Source organism: Sphingomonas changnyeongensis, from assembly GCF_009913435.1.
Taxonomy (GTDB): Bacteria; Pseudomonadota; Alphaproteobacteria; order Sphingomonadales; family Sphingomonadaceae; genus Sphingomonas_B; species Sphingomonas_B changnyeongensis.
Window position 1 is genome coordinate 1,709,453 of the sequence record NZ_CP047895.1, and the last position, 16,169, is coordinate 1,725,621.

Annotated in this window: 21 protein-coding genes, 1 tRNA gene and 2 pseudogenes; 23 read left to right on the top strand and 1 reads right to left on the bottom strand. The window is 70.9% G+C overall.

From position 1 onward, the window contains the following. Positions 1-10 precede the first annotated feature (10 nt). From GVO57_RS08465 to GVO57_RS08575, 23 genes and pseudogenes are all read left to right on the top strand, one after another. Positions 11-1,504, top strand: coding sequence for a GspE/PulE family protein (locus tag GVO57_RS08465; RefSeq protein ID WP_160593915.1), 1,494 nt, complete (start codon positions 11-13; stop codon positions 1,502-1,504). Next, a pseudogene (gene gspF / locus GVO57_RS08470) lies at positions 1,497-2,716 on the top strand (type II secretion system inner membrane protein GspF). Before GVO57_RS08465 ends, gspF begins: the two are co-directional and overlap by 8 nt. Positions 2,717-2,895: 179 nt before the next feature. Beyond that, on the top strand, positions 2,896-3,327 hold the full coding sequence (gene gspG, locus GVO57_RS08475) for a type II secretion system major pseudopilin GspG (RefSeq protein ID WP_160592773.1): 432 nt from the start codon (positions 2,896-2,898) through the stop codon (positions 3,325-3,327). Between the two features lie 112 nt (positions 3,328-3,439). After that, complete coding sequence (locus GVO57_RS08480) at positions 3,440-3,847, top strand: GspH/FimT family pseudopilin (RefSeq protein WP_233281304.1); 408 nt, start codon at positions 3,440-3,442, stop codon at positions 3,845-3,847. 1 nt (position 3,848) lies between these two features. Beyond that, positions 3,849-4,205, top strand: a complete 357-nt coding sequence (gene gspI / locus GVO57_RS08485; RefSeq protein WP_160592775.1) for a type II secretion system minor pseudopilin GspI — start codon at positions 3,849-3,851, stop codon at positions 4,203-4,205. Further along, positions 4,202-4,273 (top strand): annotated as a pseudogene (locus tag GVO57_RS15615) (prepilin-type N-terminal cleavage/methylation domain-containing protein); the annotation flags it as partial. The gene gspI and the pseudogene GVO57_RS15615, both read left to right, overlap by 4 nt. A gap of 68 nt (positions 4,274-4,341) precedes the next feature. Further along, the gene (gene gspJ / locus GVO57_RS14995; protein ID WP_233281305.1) at positions 4,342-4,800 is read left to right on the top strand and encodes a type II secretion system minor pseudopilin GspJ; all 459 of its coding nucleotides are present in this window, start codon (positions 4,342-4,344) and stop codon (positions 4,798-4,800) included. A gap of 47 nt (positions 4,801-4,847) precedes the next feature. Further along, on the top strand, positions 4,848-5,804 hold the full coding sequence (gene gspK / locus GVO57_RS08500) for a type II secretion system minor pseudopilin GspK (protein WP_233281306.1): 957 nt from the start codon (positions 4,848-4,850) through the stop codon (positions 5,802-5,804). Beyond that, positions 5,801-6,313 (top strand): type II secretion system protein L, encoded by a 513-nt coding sequence (locus tag GVO57_RS08505; RefSeq protein WP_160592778.1) that lies wholly within the window; start codon positions 5,801-5,803, stop codon positions 6,311-6,313. The genes gspK and GVO57_RS08505 overlap by 4 nt, the downstream gene beginning before the upstream one ends. Then, positions 6,279-6,887 carry a hypothetical protein gene (locus GVO57_RS08510; RefSeq protein ID WP_160592779.1) on the top strand — a complete coding sequence of 203 codons (609 nt, stop codon included), beginning with the start codon at positions 6,279-6,281 and terminating at the stop codon, positions 6,885-6,887. Before GVO57_RS08505 ends, GVO57_RS08510 begins: the two co-directional genes overlap by 35 nt. Beyond that, positions 6,884-7,387 carry a type II secretion system protein GspM gene (gspM, locus tag GVO57_RS08515; RefSeq protein ID WP_160592780.1) on the top strand — a complete coding sequence of 168 codons (504 nt, stop codon included), beginning with the start codon at positions 6,884-6,886 and terminating at the stop codon, positions 7,385-7,387. Before GVO57_RS08510 ends, gspM begins: the two co-directional genes overlap by 4 nt. Further along, positions 7,384-7,806, top strand: coding sequence for a type II secretion system protein N (gene gspN / locus GVO57_RS08520; protein WP_160592781.1), 423 nt, complete (start codon positions 7,384-7,386; stop codon positions 7,804-7,806). The genes gspM and gspN overlap by 4 nt, the downstream gene beginning before the upstream one ends. Beyond that, positions 7,803-8,027: a hypothetical protein gene (locus GVO57_RS08525; RefSeq protein WP_160592782.1), complete on the top strand. Its 225-nt coding sequence runs from the start codon at positions 7,803-7,805 to the stop codon at positions 8,025-8,027. Before gspN ends, GVO57_RS08525 begins: the two co-directional genes overlap by 4 nt. A 76-nt stretch (positions 8,028-8,103) precedes the next feature. Continuing rightward, positions 8,104-8,180 (top strand) — tRNA-His (locus GVO57_RS08530). Positions 8,181-8,206: 26 nt separating this feature from the next. Next, the gene (locus GVO57_RS08535; protein ID WP_160592783.1) at positions 8,207-9,253 is read left to right on the top strand and encodes a Glu/Leu/Phe/Val family dehydrogenase; all 1,047 of its coding nucleotides are present in this window, start codon (positions 8,207-8,209) and stop codon (positions 9,251-9,253) included. Between the two features lie 138 nt (positions 9,254-9,391). Then, the gene (gene ccmC, locus GVO57_RS08540) at positions 9,392-10,108 is read left to right on the top strand and encodes a heme ABC transporter permease CcmC (RefSeq protein WP_160592784.1); all 717 of its coding nucleotides are present in this window, start codon (positions 9,392-9,394) and stop codon (positions 10,106-10,108) included. Beyond that, a complete protein-coding gene (ccmD, locus tag GVO57_RS08545; protein WP_160592785.1) occupies positions 10,105-10,233 on the top strand; it encodes a heme exporter protein CcmD in 129 nt (42 codons plus the stop codon). Before ccmC ends, ccmD begins: the two co-directional genes overlap by 4 nt. Then, positions 10,230-10,676: a cytochrome c maturation protein CcmE gene (ccmE, locus tag GVO57_RS08550; protein ID WP_160592786.1), complete on the top strand. Its 447-nt coding sequence runs from the start codon at positions 10,230-10,232 to the stop codon at positions 10,674-10,676. The genes ccmD and ccmE overlap by 4 nt, the downstream gene beginning before the upstream one ends. Beyond that, positions 10,673-12,607 (top strand): heme lyase CcmF/NrfE family subunit, encoded by a 1,935-nt coding sequence (locus tag GVO57_RS08555; protein WP_160592787.1) that lies wholly within the window; start codon positions 10,673-10,675, stop codon positions 12,605-12,607. Before ccmE ends, GVO57_RS08555 begins: the two co-directional genes overlap by 4 nt. After that, positions 12,604-13,137, top strand: coding sequence for a DsbE family thiol:disulfide interchange protein (locus GVO57_RS08560; protein ID WP_160592788.1), 534 nt, complete (start codon positions 12,604-12,606; stop codon positions 13,135-13,137). The genes GVO57_RS08555 and GVO57_RS08560 overlap by 4 nt, the downstream gene beginning before the upstream one ends. Further along, positions 13,134-13,562: a cytochrome c-type biogenesis protein gene (locus GVO57_RS08565; RefSeq protein ID WP_233281307.1), complete on the top strand. Its 429-nt coding sequence runs from the start codon at positions 13,134-13,136 to the stop codon at positions 13,560-13,562. Before GVO57_RS08560 ends, GVO57_RS08565 begins: the two co-directional genes overlap by 4 nt. Continuing rightward, positions 13,559-14,170, top strand: a complete 612-nt coding sequence (locus tag GVO57_RS08570; RefSeq protein WP_233281308.1) for a tetratricopeptide repeat protein — start codon at positions 13,559-13,561, stop codon at positions 14,168-14,170. The genes GVO57_RS08565 and GVO57_RS08570 overlap by 4 nt, the downstream gene beginning before the upstream one ends. A 10-nt stretch (positions 14,171-14,180) precedes the next feature. Further along, the gene (locus tag GVO57_RS08575; RefSeq protein ID WP_160592789.1) at positions 14,181-14,957 is read left to right on the top strand and encodes an APH(3') family aminoglycoside O-phosphotransferase; all 777 of its coding nucleotides are present in this window, start codon (positions 14,181-14,183) and stop codon (positions 14,955-14,957) included. A 49-nt stretch (positions 14,958-15,006) separates the two neighbouring features. Here the strand turns inward: GVO57_RS08575 and ald are convergent, their stop codons facing one another. Beyond that, positions 15,007-16,107: an alanine dehydrogenase gene (gene ald / locus GVO57_RS08580; protein ID WP_160592790.1), complete on the bottom strand. Its 1,101-nt coding sequence runs from the start codon at positions 16,105-16,107 to the stop codon at positions 15,007-15,009. Positions 16,108-16,169: the final 62 nt, after the last annotated feature.

Below are 16,169 nucleotides of genomic sequence, written 5' to 3' on the forward strand. Positions count from 1 at the left end.
CGGTCCCGCCATGCCGGCACCGGCGGCGCTGCCCATCGCCATCCCCTATGGCTTTGCCCGGCGTCACGGCGTCATCCTGATGGCGGGGTCGGGGGACAGGCTGTCGGTCGCGCTGCGCGAGGGGGCGGACCCGGCCATTCTGCTCGAGGTCAGGCGGCATCTGGCACAGGGGTTCGACGTCGCCTTTGTCGCCCCGGATGCGTTCGACCGGCTGCTGTCGGATCATTATGCGCTGGGCGGCGAGGCGGCGGCGATGGCGGCAGGCTCGCTCGGGCTGGGCGACGATCTGGCGCTGATCGCGGGCGATCTGCCGACCGCCGACGATCTGCTCGACACCGCCGACGATGCGCCCGCCATCCGGCTGATCAACGGCGTGATCGCCGATGCCGTGCGCCAGGGCGTGTCGGACATCCATGTCGAGCCTTATGAGACCGGGCTGGTCGTGCGGATGCGCATCGATGGCGTGCTGCGCGAAACATTGCGCATGCCCGCCCATGTCGCCCCGGTGCTCGTCAGCCGCATCAAGGTGATGGCGCGGCTCGACATTGCCGAGCGGCGCGTGCCGCAGGACGGGCGCATTTCGCTGACTTTGGGCGGCAAGCTGCTCGACGTGCGCGTGTCGACCCTGCCCAGCCGGGCGGGCGAGCGGGTGGTGCTGCGCATCCTCGACAAGGCCAATGCGGGCATGGACCTTGCCCTGCTCGGCCTCGCGCCGGGGGCGGAGGCGGTGCTGCGCGATGCACTGGCCGAGCCCAATGGCATCATCCTTGTCACCGGCCCGACCGGATCGGGCAAGACGACGACGCTCTATGCGAGCCTCAGGCTATTGAATGACGGCACGCGCAACATCCTGACCGTCGAGGATCCGGTCGAATATGCGGTCGAGGGCGTCGGCCAGACCCAGGTCAATGCCAAGGTCGGGCTGACCTTTGCCGCCGGGCTGCGCGCGATCCTGCGCCAGGATCCCGATGTGGTGATGGTCGGCGAAATCCGCGACCGCGAAACCGCCGACATCGCCGTGCAGGCGTCGCTGACCGGCCATCTGGTGCTGTCGACCGTCCACACCAACGATGCCGTCGGCGCGATCACGCGGATGCGCGACATGAAGGTGGAGCCATTCCTGCTCGCCTCCACGCTGCGCGCGGTCATCGCGCAGCGGCTGGTCAGGCGGCTGTGCCCCGATTGCCGCCGCCCGGTCGCGGCGAGCGGGTCGGTGGCGGCGCTGCTCGGCTTTGATCCCGGCGAGATCGTTTATGAGCCGGTCGGCTGCGACGCCTGCGGGCAGAGCGGCTTTCGCGGCCGCATCGGCGTGTTCGAGGCGGTGCGCGTCGACGAGACGATCCGGCGGCTGATCAACGATGGCGGCGACGAAGCGATCATCGCCCGCCATGCGTTCCTGAACGCCCCCAATCTGGGGGCTGCCGCGCGGGCGCTGGTGCGTACGGGCGAAACCACGGCGGAAGAGGCGGTGCGCATCTCGCGCCGCGAGCCGGTCGATGCCTGATTATGACTATCTGGCGATCGACGCCCGGGCGGGGAGCGGCGCGGACGCATTGCCGCCGCCTCGGCCGATCTGGCGCGCCAGCAGCTTGATCAGCGCCGCCTGTTCGTCGTGCGGCTGGAACCGGGGACCGCCGATCCGCCCGTGGGCATGCGGGCCCGCCCGTTCGCGCGCCGCCGCCGGCTGTCGGCCAAGGACCTGACCCTGTTCACCCGCCAGCTGGCGACGCTGACCCAGGTCAGCCCGCTTGAGGAATCCCTGCGGACGATGGCCGTCCAGTCCGAACAGCCGCATGTCCGGCAGATTGTCGGCCAGGTGCATCAGGGGGTGGTGGAGGGGCGGCGGCTGTCCGATGCCATGGCCCGCGCGCCGTTGAGCTTTCCGCCGCTCTACCGCGCGATGGTGAGCGCCGGGGAGGGTTCGGGCGCGCTGCCGGTGATCCTTGAGCGGCTGTCGGCGCTGCTCGAACGTCAGGCGCAGATGCGCTCGAAAATCGTCACCGCCACCGCCTATCCGGCGGTGCTGGCGCTGGTCGCCCTGTTCGTGGTCGCGGCGCTGATGGTGTTCGTCGTTCCAAAGGTGGTCGAACAGTTCGACACGGTCGGGCAGCGGCTGCCTTTGCTCACCCGCATGGTCATCGGCCTGTCGGACTTTCTGGTCGGCTGGTGGTGGGCGCTGCTTGCCGGGCTGGTCGCTTCGGGGCTGATCGCGGCGCGGGCGCTGACCGAGCCGCGCACCCGGCTGGCCTTTGACCGCGCTTTGCTCGGCCTGCCGCTGATCGGGCGGCTGATCCGTGACCTGCATGCCGCGCGCATGGCGCGCACGCTCGCGACCATGGTCGCCTCGCGGCTGCCGCTGCTCGACGGGCTGGCGCTGACTGCGGGCACGATCCACAACCGCGCACTGCGCGCCGCGACCGACGAGATTGTCGAGGCGATCCGCGGCGGCGGCAGCCTGTCGGCGGCGCTGCGCCGCGCCGGGGTGTTTCCGCCGCTGCTCGTCTATCTGGCGGCGGGCGGTGAGGCATCGGGCCGGCTCGACCAGATGCTCGAACGCGCCGCCGATTATCTGGAGCGCGAGTTTGACGGCTTTACCGCGACCGCGCTGGCGCTGCTTGAACCGGCCATCATCGTGATGATGGGGGCGCTGGTCGCCGCGATTGTGCTGGCGATCCTGCTGCCGATTTTGCAGCTGGAGACGCTGGCCGGATTATAAGGGGGCCGGATGATGAGGAAGATGATGACCCTTGCCCGATTCCGCCGCCCCGCGCGGCTTTTCTCTCGCGTGCCATTCGCGCGCCCGTTCGGCGTTCCGCCGAACACGGCTTCACGTCTTCTCGGCGTTACGCCGAACACGGCTTCACGTCTGTGAAGCGTTCCGCCGAACACGGCTTCATGTCTTCGCGGCGTTCGGCCGAACACGGCTTCACGCTGGTCGAACTGATGGTCGTGATCGTGATCATCGGACTTTTGGCGACGATCGTCGCGGTGAATGTGCTGCCGGCGGGCGACAAGGCGGCGATGGAAAAGGCGCGGGCGGACATTGCGACGCTTGAACAGGCGCTTGAAATGTACCGGCTCGACAATCTTGCCTATCCGCAGACGACCGACGGGCTGAAGGCGCTGGTCGCGCCGCCGCCGGGCCTTGCCCAGCCGCAGCGTTACCGGCCGGGCGGCTATGTGAAGCGCCTGCCCGACGACCCTTGGGGGCGGCCCTATCTCTATGCCGCGCCTGGCACGCACGGCCCCGTCGATGTCTGGACGCTCGGCGCGGACGGCAAAGAGGGGGGCGAGGCCGAGAATGCCGATATCGGCAATTGGGACTGATCCCGGTCGGCGAAGCACCGGACGCGGCGCACCACCGCGCAGGCGTTCGGCCGAACACGGCTTCACGTCTTCATGGCGTTCCGCCGAACACGGCTTCACGCTGGTCGAACTGATGGTCGTGATCGCGATCATCGGGTTGATGGCGGGCGCGGTGGTGCTGACCATGCCCGATCCGCGCGGCGATCTGCTGGACGAGGCGGAGCGTTTTGCCGCGCGCACCGCGGCGGCGCGCGACATGGCGGTCATTGAGGGGCGGCCGGTCGCGCTGCGTGTCACCGCCAGCGGCTATGCGTTCGACCGGCGGCGCGACGGCCAGTGGCTGCCGGTCGTTGACCGCGCCTTTGCCGCCCGGCCCTGGGGCGCGGGCGTGCGGGCGGAGCTGGGCGGGCCGCCTGCGGCGCGCACCGCGTTCGACGCGACCGGGCGGCCGAGCGGACCATTCTCCCTCGTGCTGACGCGCGACGGGGTGCGGATCGGCGTGCGCATCGCCGCCGATGGCGCAGTGTCGGTCGGCGGCTGAGATGACCGCGCGCGGGGCCGGTTTCACGCTTGTCGAGCTGCTGGTCGCGCTGCTGCTGTTCGGCCTGGCGGCACTCGCGCTGATGCGGCTGGAAACCGCCTCGGTCCGCCAGACCGCCGACCTGGCCGAGCGGCAACAGGCAGAGCTGGTCGCGCGCAACATCGCGGTCGATCTGCTGACCGATCCGCTGCCCCCGCCCGCCGGCGTCAGGACTGGCGCGCTCGCCAATGGCGGCCGCCGCTGGCGCTGGACGGTCAGGGCCGAGGCGGTGGCCGGCCAGCCGCTGCTGCGCATCGACATCATGGTCGCGGGCGGCGGCGCACCCGCGCTGCTGACCGTGCTCAGGCCCGTCGCATGACGACGCGGACCGACGGGCAGCGCGCCGCCGCGCAGGGATTTACGCTCGTCGAGCTGCTGGTCGCGCTGCTCGTCTTCGCGCTGCTCGCGGCGGCCGGCATCGCGGTGCTGCGCATCAGCGTCCAGTCGCAGGGGCGGTGCGTGCGCGGCTGGACGAGCTGGCCGCCGCCCGCCGCGTCGATGCGCTGCTGCGCGCCGATCTGGCCCAGGCGGTGCCGCGCCCGACGCGCAATGCCGCCGGGGCGATGGAACCGGCCTTTGCCGGCGGGCCCGACGGCTTCACTCTGGTGCGCGGCGGCTGGGACAATCTGGACGATGCCCCCCGGGCCGAGCTGCAGCGGGTCGAATACCGGCTGGCGGGCGCGCGGCTGGAGAGGCGGATCTGGCCGATGCTCGATGGTGCCGCGCCGCTCGCGCCAGAGCCGGTGATCGCCGATGCGCAGGCGATCCGGCTGCGTTATCGCAGCCGCGCGGGCTGGCGCGACCGCTGGGATCCGCTTGCCCGCGATGCGCTGCCGCTGGCGCTCGAACTGGTCGTCACCGGGCCGGGCGGGGTGGAGACCCGCCATGCCTATCTGGTCGGGGCCGGCCAGTGACGCGCCCGGCCCTGATCCGCATTCGGGCGCATGAGCGCGGGGCCGCGTTGCTGGCGGTCTTGATGCTGGTCGCGATCATGGCCGGGCTGGCGGCGATGGCGCTTGACCGGCTGAGGCTCGCGACGCGCATCGCCGCCAATGGTGCGGGCATCGAACAGGCGCGTTTCCTGGCGCTTGCCGCCGAACAGGTGGCGGTCGCGCGCATCGCCGCCCTGCGCCGTGCGGCCGGGGAGCGCGCCGATCCGGGCGGCTGGCAGGGGCGGCGAGTCGGCCTGCCTTTGCCCGCCGGGCTGGCGGCGGCGCGGCTGAGCGATGGCGGCAATTGCTTCAATCTCAACAGCGTGGTGTCGGGCGCGACGACGGGGCCGGACATCCGCTTCGTCACCCGCCCGACGGGGCTGGCCCAGTTCGTCGCGCTGATGGAGGGGCTGGGCATTGGTGCTGCCGAGGCGCGGCGGGCCGGCGATGCGCTTGCCGACTGGATCGACACCGATGACTATCCGCGCGCAATGGGGGCAGAGGATGCCGCCTATCGCGCGCTGCCGGTGCCGCATCTGACCGCCGGCACCGTCCTGGCGGATCCCAGCGAACTGGCCGCCATTGCCGGGATCGGCCCGGCCCTTTATCAGCGGCTGAAGCCCTGGGTTTGCACCTTGCCGGTGACCGACCTGTCGCCGATCAACGTCAACACGCTCACGCCCGAACAGGTGCCGCTGCTCACCATGTTGTCGCCCGAACAGATCCCCCCGGCCCGCGCCCGGGCGCTGATCGCCCGCCGCCCGGCCGGGGGCTGGGAAAGCGTTGCCGCATTCTGGAACGATGCCGGGCGGCTGGGTGCCGAAGCGCCCGCCGATGTGCAGGCCCAGCCGCGCGTCCAGACGCGCTGGTTCGCGCTCGATGTTGAGGTGGCGGTGGGCGGGGCCGATTTTGCCGAACGCGCGCTGATCGATGCCGGGGCAAATCCGGCGCGGATCGTCGCCCGGCGCTGGGGCGACGGCCAGTGACGCGGCCGGCACGCGACACGGGCAGCCTGCTGCTCGTCAGGATCGGGGACAATGACCGGCCCGCCGGCTGGCACCGGATCGAGCGCGGCAGCGACGGGCGCGGACGGGAAATCGCCCATGGCGGCCTGCCGCTGCCGGCGACGGGGCCGGACGAGCTGCTGGTGGCGGTCGCGCCCGCCGATGCGGTGCGGCTGGTGCGGCTCGACCTCGGGGCCATGCCCCCGGCCCAGGCGGGCGGGGCGGCGCGGGCGATGCTGGCCGATCAGCTGCTCGATCCTGCCGGCGACACCCATGTCGCCGTCGGCCCGGCTGAAGGGGCGACGCGGCCGGTCGCGCTGGTCACGGCGGCGCGGATGCAGGCATGGCTGGGGGGCTGGCATCGGCGGGGGTCGATCCCGATGAAATCTGGCCGGCAATCCTGTTGCCGCCGGTGCCGGCGACCGGCTTTGCCCGTCTGGACTGGGGGAGGGCGCGGTGCTGCGCGGGGCGGACTGCGCCTTTGCCGATGATCCGGCGCTGACCCCGCTGCTGACCGCTGACGCGCCGGTGATGGCGGTGGACATGGCCGCGGCCTTCGCTGCGGTGCTCGCCCATCCGCCGCTCGACCTGCGGCAGGGGCGGTTTGCGCGCCGCCGCCGGCTGGCGGTCGCGCCGGAGCGGATCCAACGGCTCGGCATGTTTGCTGCGGCGCTGGCGGTGCTGAGCGCAGCCGTGCCGCTGGCCGAGATGGTTCGGCTCAATCTTGCCGCCGCGCGGCTGGAGGCGGCGGCTGCCGCAAAGGCCGCGCCTGCCGGGGGTGTGGCGGCGCTCGATGCCCGGCTGGCCCAGCGCCAGGGTGGCGGCGCAGGCTTTGCCGCAACGGCGGGCACATTGTTTGCCGGGTTGGCGGCTGCCCCAGCGATCGAGTTGAAAGAAATGAGTTTTTCCGTGGATGGGTTGCTGCGCGCGACGATTTCCGCACCCGGCGCGGCGGAGGTCGAGGCGCTGGCGGCCCGGCTGCGCGCCGCCGGGCTGGCGGTCGAGACGCCGCCCTTTGTGACCGAAAATGGCCGCATCCGCGGCGAACTGAGGATCGGCGGATGAGCGCTGTCGGGCAGCTGTCGGGCTGGTTCCGCGCCCTGAGCGCGCGGGAACGCGTGCTGATTGCGGTGATGCTGGCGCTGCTGGCGGTCGTGATCGGCTGGCTGGGCATTGCGCGTCCGCTGGCCGCCGGGCTGGCCCGGGCCGAGGCGCGCCATGCCGAGGCGGTGCTGCTGGCCGGGCGGGTTGAGGCGCGGGCGGCGGCGCTGGCGCGGCTCGACCGCGCGGCGCGCGCGCGCCCCGCTGTGCCGGGCGATCTGGCGACCCGCATCGGCGCGGCGGCGGAGGCGGCGGGCTTTGCCGGAGCCGCCGTCACGCCGCAGGGCGCGGGCCGGGCGGCGCTGATCATTCCCGCCGCGCGGCCAGCCGCCGCCTTTGCATGGATCGCGGCGCTCGATGGCGAGGGCGTGGTGGTCGAGCGGCTGGCGGTCCGCGCCAATGCCGACCAGACCGTGCAGGTCGAGGCCGGGCTGATCGCCGCGCCGGGGGCGGCCGGGCGATGAGCCGCCGGATCGTGCTGGTCGCGGGGCTGGGCTTCGTCGTCGCGCTGATCGCGCTGATGCCGCTCCGCGTCGTGCTGGGGCTGATGCCGCCGGTGCTTGCCGCCCGCGCCGCGACCGGCAGCCTGTGGTCGGGCCGGCTGGTCGATGCCCGGATCGGGCCGTTGATGCTGGGCGACGTGCAGGCCGGGCTGGACCCGCTGGCGCTGCTGACCGGCCGGGTGCGGCTGGGCCTTGCGGGATATGTGCCGGCATTTGCGGCGCGGATCGAAGCCGGGCCGGGGGGCAGTCGCTCGATTCGGCGACCGGGCGGATCGTGCTGGCGGGCGCGGCCGGCCTGCCGCCGGTGGAGGCGGTCGAACTGGATGAGGTCGGTATCGGCTTTTCGGGCGGCCGCTGCGTCAGCGCGCGCGGGCGGGTGACTGCGGACCTGCCGGCAGCGGCAGTGCCGGGCCTGGCGGCGGGCGCGGCGCTGCGCCTGTCGGGGCCGGTTTCCTGCGCTGCGGGCGATGTGCGGCTGGACCTGGTGAGCGCCGGCGGCACCGAGCGGCTGACGCTCCGGCTGGGGCGGGCCGGCTGGACGGCGCGGCTGCGCGTGACGGGGGCAAACCGGCCGGTTCTCGACCTGTCGGGCGATTATTGATCGATCCGGGTGCGCCATGTGCTTGACGCGGGGGCGTTCGCGCTCCTATGTGCCCGCCGCGGTTCCAGCCGTTACGGCGATCGTAGCTCAATCGGTTAGAGCACTGGTTTGTGGTACCAGGGGTTGCGGGTTCAAGTCCCGTCGATCGCCCCATCATCTTGATTTGATAAGGGTTTGCCGTGAACGTCTGGGATTTGCCGGATTTTGACGACCATGAGGGCGTGCACCTGTTCCGCGACCGCGACAGCGGGCTGACGGCGGTCGTTGCCGTGCATTCGACCGCGCTTGGCCCGGCGGCGGGCGGCGCGCGTTTCTGGCATTATCCGCGCCGCGACGATGCGGTGACCGACGCGCTGCGCCTGTCGCGCGGCATGAGCTACAAGAACGCCATGGCCGGGCTGCCGCTGGGCGGCGGCAAGGGCGTCATCCTGGCCGATGCGCAGGGAACCAAGACCGAGGCGATGCTCGCCGCGTTCGGCCGCTCGGTCGATTCGCTGGGTGGCCGCTATGTCACCGCGGAGGATGTCGGCATTTCGACCGCCGACATGGTCGCCGTGTCGCGCCACACCCGCTTCGTGTCGGGCCTGCCGGTCGAACAGGGCAGCGCGGGCGGCGATCCGGGGCCGTTCACCGCCTATGGCGTGTTTCTGGGCATCAAGGCTGCGGTGCGCCGTGCGCTCGGCCGTGACGACATGGCGGGCGTGCATGTCGCCATTCAGGGCGTCGGCAGCGTCGGTGGCGGGGTTGCCCGGCTGCTGGCAGCCGAAGGCGCGCGCCTGACGCTTGCCGATGTCAACGCGGCGCGCGCCGCCGAACTGGCGGCCGAACTGGGTGCGGCGACCGCCGCGACCGACGAGATTCTGGCCATCGAGGCCGATGTCATCAGCCCCAATGCGCTGGGCGCGGTGCTGACCGAGGCGAGCATCGCCGCGCTCAAGGCGCCGATCGTCGCCGGCGGGGCGAACAACCAGCTGGCGACCCACGCCGATGGCGACCGCATCCATGGCCGGGGCATTCTCTATGCGCCCGATTATGTGATCAACGCCGGCGGCATCATCAATGTCGGGCTGGAATATCTGGGGCAGGGCGACGAGGCCGAGGTGCGCGCGCGCATCCGCCAGATCCCCGAACGGCTGGAACAGGTCTGGGCCGAAAGCGCCGCGACCGGCGATCCCGCCGCCCATGTCGCCGACCGCATCGCGCAGCAGCTGATCGGCCGGGGCTGAGCATCGGCCCGCCCGTGCGGGCCTGATCGTCCCGGCCTGATCGTCTGGCGCTGATCGCTCGGTCCGGCCGGGCGGCAACCGGCTGGCCCATTCGGCGCTTCCGCTTGGCCGTCCGGTCGGTTAAGGTTAGCCCAGATCATGCACGGCTTCGCGAATCCAACCCGTTTTCTGGGGCTTGCCCGGCCGCTCACCCCATGGCTGTTCGGTCTTGGCGCGGCGCTTTGCCTTTATGGCTTCTATGCCGGGCTGATGCTGGCCCCGCCCGATTACCTGCAGGGCGAGAGCGTCCGGATCATGTATGTGCATGTGCCCGCCGCCTGGCTGGGCATGGGCGGGTGGACCGGCATTGCGATCGCCAGCCTGACCCAGCTGGTCTGGCGGCATCCGCTGGCCGGGGTCGCGGCGCGGGCGATTGCGCTGCCCGGGGCTTATTTTACCGCCATCTGCCTGATTTCGGGCTCGATCTGGGGCAGCCGCACCTGGGGCACATGGTGGCAGTGGGACGGGCGGATGACGTCGATGCTCGTGCTGCTGTTCCTCTATATCGGCTATATCGCGCTTGCGGGCGCGAGCGAGGAAAAGACCAGCGTGTCGCGCGCCACCGCCATTTTCGGGCTGGTCGGCGCGGTCAATGTGCCGATCATCAACCGGTCGGTCGTCTGGTGGAACTCGCTGCATCAGGGGCCGAGCATCACCGTGCGCGGTTCGGCGATCGCGCCTGAAATCCTGTGGCCGCTCGCCTTCACAACTCTGGGTTTCTCGCTGCTGTTCGGGGCCATCGTGCTGATGCGGATGCGCGCGACGCTGGCGAGCGCCAAGGTCGAGGCGCGGCTGCGCCGGCTGGCGGCGGCATGAACCACTGGCCCTATATCATCGCCGCCTATGCGATCACCGTGCTGGGTGCGGCGGGCCTGTCCCTCCATGCCTGGGCGGCGATGCGCCGGGCCGAGCGCGAGGCGGAGGCGATCCGGCGCAAATGAAGGCAAAGCACCAAAGACTGACGCTCGGCGTGGTCGCGCTGGCGTCACTGGTCGGGGCTGGCCTGCTTGCCGCCTCGGCGCTGCGCGATCAGGCGGCCTATTTCTATTCGCCCGCCGATCTGGCGCGCAGCCCGGTCGATCCGGGGCAGCGCATCCGGCTGGGCGGCATGGTCGCCGACAAATCGATCCGCCGCGCGGCGGACGGCGTGACCATCGATTTCGTCGTCGCCGACGGGCCGTCGACCACCAAAGTGCGGTTTCGCGGCATTCCGCCCGATCTGTTCAAGGAGAAGAGCGGCGTGGTCGCGGAAGGCGCATTCGGCCCCGACGGCGTGTTCGTCGCCGACACGATTCTCGCCAAGCATGACGAGCGCTACATGCCCCCCGAGCTGGAACGGGGGGGCGACGGCCAGCGTCACAAGACCGGGACGCTGAAGCCATGATCGCCGAGGCGGGGCTGGCCGCATTGTGGCTGGCGGCGGCGCTCGCGCTGCTGCAGCTGGTGATGGGGGCGACCGCCTTTGCCGGGCGCGGCGATGCCGCCCGGATGGTCGGCGGGGCGGTGGTCGGCCCGGCGGCGGTTGCCCAGGGGCTGCTAACGCTGCTTGCCTTCATGCTGCTCGTCTGGCTGTTCACCGAATCCGACATGTCGGTGCGGCTGGTGGCGGCCAACAGCCATTCGGCCAAGCCGATGCTCTACAAGATCGCCGGCACCTGGGGAAATCACGAGGGCTCGATGCTGCTCTGGGTGACGATCCTGGGCGTGGCGGGCGCGGCGGTGGCGCTGTTCGAACGGCGGGTGAGCGCGCGGATGCGCCATGCGACGCTTGCCGCCCAGGCTGCGATCGGCCTCGGCTTTTTCGCGTTTCTGCTGTTTTCGTCAAACCCGTTCGAGCGGCTGGCACCGGCGGCGGCCGAGGGGCAGGGGCTCAACCCGCTGCTTCAGGATCCGGGCCTCGCCTTTCATCCGCCGACGCTTTACCTCGGCTATGTCGGGCTGTCGGTTGCCTTTTCCTTCGCGGTCGGCGCGCTGCTGACGCGCGAGGTCGATGCCGGTTTTGCCCGCGCGATGCGGCCCTGGGTGCTGGCGGCATGGATCATGCTGACGCTCGGCATCACCGCCGGCAGCTACTGGGCCTATTATGAGCTGGGCTGGGGCGGCTGGTGGTTCTGGGACCCGGTTGAAAATGCCTCGCTGATGCCCTGGCTGGCGGCGACCGCGCTGCTGCATTCGGTGACCGTGCTGGCAACGCGCGATGCGCTGCGCGCCTGGACGGTGATGCTGGCGGTCATCGCCTTTTCGATGTCGATGGTCGGCACCTTCCTTGTGCGCTCCGGCATTCTGACCAGCGTTCACGCCTTTGCCGTCGATCCCCAGCGCGGGTCGTTCATCCTCGCGCTGCTCGCGCTCTATATCGGCGGCGCGCTGGCGCTGTTCGGGTTGCGCATCGCGACCGTCAAGGAAGGCGCGCAGTTCGAGCCGGTGAGCCGCGAGGGCGCGCTTGTCGGCAACAATCTGCTGCTCACCGCGATCCTGGGCGTGGTGTTCGTCGGCACGCTCTATCCGCTGGCGGCCGAGGCGCTGTCGGGCGAGAAATTGTCGGTCGGCCCGCCTTATTTCGACGCGACCGCCGGGCCGCTCGCGCTGTTGATGTTCGTGCTGATGGCGGCGGGGCCGCTTCTGCGCTGGCGGCGCGACCAGGCAAAGGCGCTGATCCGGCGGCTGGCGGTGCCGATGTTGGCCGGGGTCGCCGCGCTGGGCGCGGTGCTGGTATTTGCGCCGGGCATCCGCATCCTGCCGCTGCTCGGGCTGGTGACGGCAATCGGCGTTGGCGCGGCCAGTGTCGCGCCGCTCTTTGGCCGTAACCTCAGGCGCACGCCGCTGTTCATCTGGGGCATGGTGATCGCGCATCTGGGTGTGGCCGTATCGCTGGCGGGCATGGCGTGCGACAGCGCCTTTACCCGTGAAACTTTGGTCGCGCTCAACCCGGGCGAGGCGCGCATGGTCGGGCCTTATTCGGTCAGGCTGACGGCGATCGATCCGGTCGCCGGGCCGAACTGGACCGCGCTTGAAGCCACTTTGGTCGCGCAGCGCGGCACCAATGCGCCGATCACGCTCAAGCCGCAGGCGCGCAGCTGGCCCAATCCGGTGACCCAGACCAGCGAATCGGCCATCGCCACTGCCTGGGACGGTCAGCTCTACACGGTGCTGGGCGCGCAGGATGAGCGCGGGCGCTGGCAGCTGCGGCTGTGGTGGAAACCGTTCGTGACCCTGATCTGGCTGGGCGGCGGGCTGATCGCGCTGGGCGGTGCGCTGGCGCTGGTCGGCCGGGTGCGTCGCGCGGCGCGCCAGCCGGTGGCGGCGTTCGCATGAAACGCGCGCTTATTCTCTGGCTGCCGCTCGCGGGGTTCGTCGCCTTTCTGGGCTTTGTCGCGCACGGCCTTTACGCCCCGGCAGACCGCAGCATCACCTCGCGCATGGTCGGCAAGCCGGTGCCGGCGTTCGACCTGCCCGAAGGCGCGCCGGGGCGCGGCCGGTTCGACAGCCGCGCGCTGGCAACCGGCAAGCCCCGCCTGCTCAACGTCTTTGCCAGCTGGTGCGTGCCCTGCGTCGCCGAAGCGCCGGTGCTGATGGAGCTGAAGCGGCGCGGGGTCGAGATCGACGCGATCGCGATCCGCGACCGGCCGCAGGATGTCGCCGGCTTCCTTGCGCGGCACGGCGACCCCTATCGCCATATCGGGTCCGACACCGTGTCGCGCGTGCAGCTGGCGATGGGATCATCGGGCGTGCCCGAGACGTTCGTCGTCGACGGGCGCGGCATCATCCGCCACCAGCATATCGGCGACATCCGGGCGGAGAATATCCCCGACATCCTCGCCCGGCTTGACGAGGCGGCACGGTGAGCGCGCCTGTGCGCCCGTGCGCCGCCGCCTTTGTCGCGCTGCTCGCCCTTGCCGGGCCGGCGCTGGCCGATTCCGCGCTGCCGCCGGCCCGTTATGCGCATGAACAGCTGGCCGATCCGGCAAAGGAGCGCGTCGCGCATGATCTGATGCTGACGCTGCGCTGCATCGTCTGTCAGGGCCAGTCGATTGCCGACAGCGATGCGGAACTGGCCGGCGACATGCGCGCGCTGGTGCGCAGCCGCATCGACGCCGGCGAGACGCCCGAGTCGATCCGCGACTGGCTGATCGAACGCTATGGCCGCTGGGTGACCTATGAACCGCCGGTCGATGCCGTCACCGCGCCCTTGTGGGTCACGCCGCTGATCCTGCTTGCCCTGGGCGGCTGGCTGGCGCGCGGGCGCTTCCGGGGGAGGGGACGGCGATGACGGGATGGCTGCCGGTGATCGGCCTGGTGGTGCTGGTCGGCCTTGCCATGTGGCGCTTTGCCAGCCTGCCGCGCGCGGCGTTTGAGGTGGTGGCCGCCGCGCTTCTGCTCGGTCTGGCCGGCTATGCCCTGCAGGGGCGGCCCGATCTGCCCGGCGCGCCACGCGCGACGCGCGCCGATGCGGCACGGGTGGCCGATGCCGAAATCGCGCTCAGGGCAAAGTTTGGCGACCGCATGGGCGGGGCGCAGCAATATCTGATTGCCGCCGACGGCGCGATGCGCGCGGGGGTTCCGGCGGCGGCGATCGGCTTCATCCGCCGGGGACTGAAGGATTATCCGCGCGACCCCGATCTGTGGCTGGGGTTCGGCAACGCATTTGTCGTCTATAATGAGGGGCAGGTGTCCCCGGCCGCGATGTTCGCGTTCCGGCGCGCCGCGGAGATCGCGCCGCTGCATCCCGGCCCGCCCTTCTTCATGGGGCTGGCGCTCGCCCAGTCGGGCCGCTTCAACGAGGCGCGGGAGCTGTGGCAGCAGCTGCTCGCCCGCAGCCCGGCCGATGCGCCGTGGCGCGACGAGCTGGAGGCAAGGATCGCCGAATTGCCCGCTTGAGGAGGTTGCCATGCCCGATTGCCCGATGCCGACGCCGTTTCCGGCCATGCTCGACGGGGATTGGGTTCCGGTCACCGGGGGCGAATCCGGCGGGCTGGTGTTCGCGCGGCAGGGCGAGCGGCCCGCCTATCTGAAATATGGCACCGGCCGCGTGGCCGATGAACTGACCAATGAAATGGCGCGGCTGCGCTGGCTTGAGGGGCGCTGGCCGGCGCCGCGCATGCTGGCCTTTGCCAGCGAAGGCGGGGCGGCCTGGCTGCTGACCGAGGCGCTGTCGGGCGTGACGGTCGATGCGCTGCTGGCTGCCGAGCCGCACCGCGCGGCGGAGATTGCCGCGCTGCTCGGGCGCTATCTGCGTGATTTTCATGCGCTGCCCGCCGGCCAGTGTCCGTTCGAAATGGGTGCGGACCTGCGCATGACGGCCGCCAGCCGCAACATCGAGCTGGGTCTGGTCGATGAAACCGATTTCGATGCCGAGCGCCAGGGCTGGACCGCCGCCCAGGTCTGGGACGCGCTGGTTGCCACCCGGCCCGAGGGGCTGCGCCGCGTGGTCACGCATGGCGATTTTTCGACCGGCAATCTGCTGATCGCCGACGGGGCCGTGGCCGGGATGATCGATGTCGGCCGGCTGGGTCTGGCCGACCCGTGGCAGGATCTGGCGATCCTGTGGAACAATCTGTCCGCTTACGGCGCGGACGCCCAGGCGGCGATGCTCGCGGCTTACGGCATCACGGAGCCGGACGAGGCCCGGCTCCGTTTCCACCTGCTGCTCGACGAGCTGTTCTGAGGCCTTGGGGCCGGACATATCCGGCCCCCGGCTTCACTGCCGCCCCGGATCAGGCCGGGTCGAACGGCAGGTCGAGCGCCTCGGCCACCGCCTGGTGACGGATCTTGCCGCCCGAGACGTTGAGGCCGTTTGCCAGATGCGCATCCGCCGCCATCGCTGCGTCCGCGCCCAGATTGGCGAGGCGGAGCACGAAGGGCAGCGTCGCATTGTTGAGCGCAAAGGCAGAGGTGCGCGCGACCGCGCCCGGCATGTTGGCGACGCAATAATGGGTCACGCCGTCCACTTCGAACACCGGATTGTCGTGCGTGGTCGCGCGCGAGGTTTCAAAGCAGCCGCCCTGATCGATCGCGATATCGACCAGCACCGATCCGCGCTTCATCGTCTTCAGCATGTCGCGGGTGACGAGCTTGGGCGCTGCCGCGCCCGGCACCAGCACCGCGCCGATGACCAGATGGGCGTTGCGCACCGCCGCTGCGATCGCGGCCTTGGAGGCATAGGCGGTTTTGATCTGGCTGGAAAAGAACATGTCCAGTTCGGCCAGCCGCGCCATGTTGATGTCATAGATGGTCACGTCGGCGCGCATGCCGACCGCCATCTGCGCGGCATTCACCCCGGCGACGCCGCCGCCCAGAATCGCGACCCGCGCCGGCGCGACGCCGGGCACGCCGCCCAGCAGCACGCCGCGACCGCCCTGTTCCTTTTCCAGATAATGGGCGCCGACCTGGATCGACATCCGCCCGGCGACTTCCGACATCGGCTTCAGGAGCGGCAGCGAGCCGTCGCGCGCCGTCACCGTTTCATAGGCGATGCAGGTCGCGCCCGACTTCATCAGCCCTTCGGCCTGCGGCTTGTCGGCGGCCAGATGCAGATAGGTGAACAGCAGGTGGCGGCTCTCGAGCAGCGCGATCTCGCCCGGCTGGGGTTCCTTCACCTTCACGATCATGTCGGCATTGGCGAACACCTCGGCCGCGCTGCCCATGATGCGCGCGCCGGCGGCGACATAATCCTGATCGTCGAAATCGATGCCGCTGCCGGCGCGGGTTTCGACCACCACCTCATGGCCGGCCGCGACCAGCTCCGCCACCGACGGCGGGGTCAGGCCGACGCGATATTCGTGATTCTTGATTTCCTTGGGCACACCGACACGCATGTCCGTCTCTCCATCGCTCAGGGTTGTCGCCCTGATCGATAGCGCAAAGCGGGCGCGCGAAT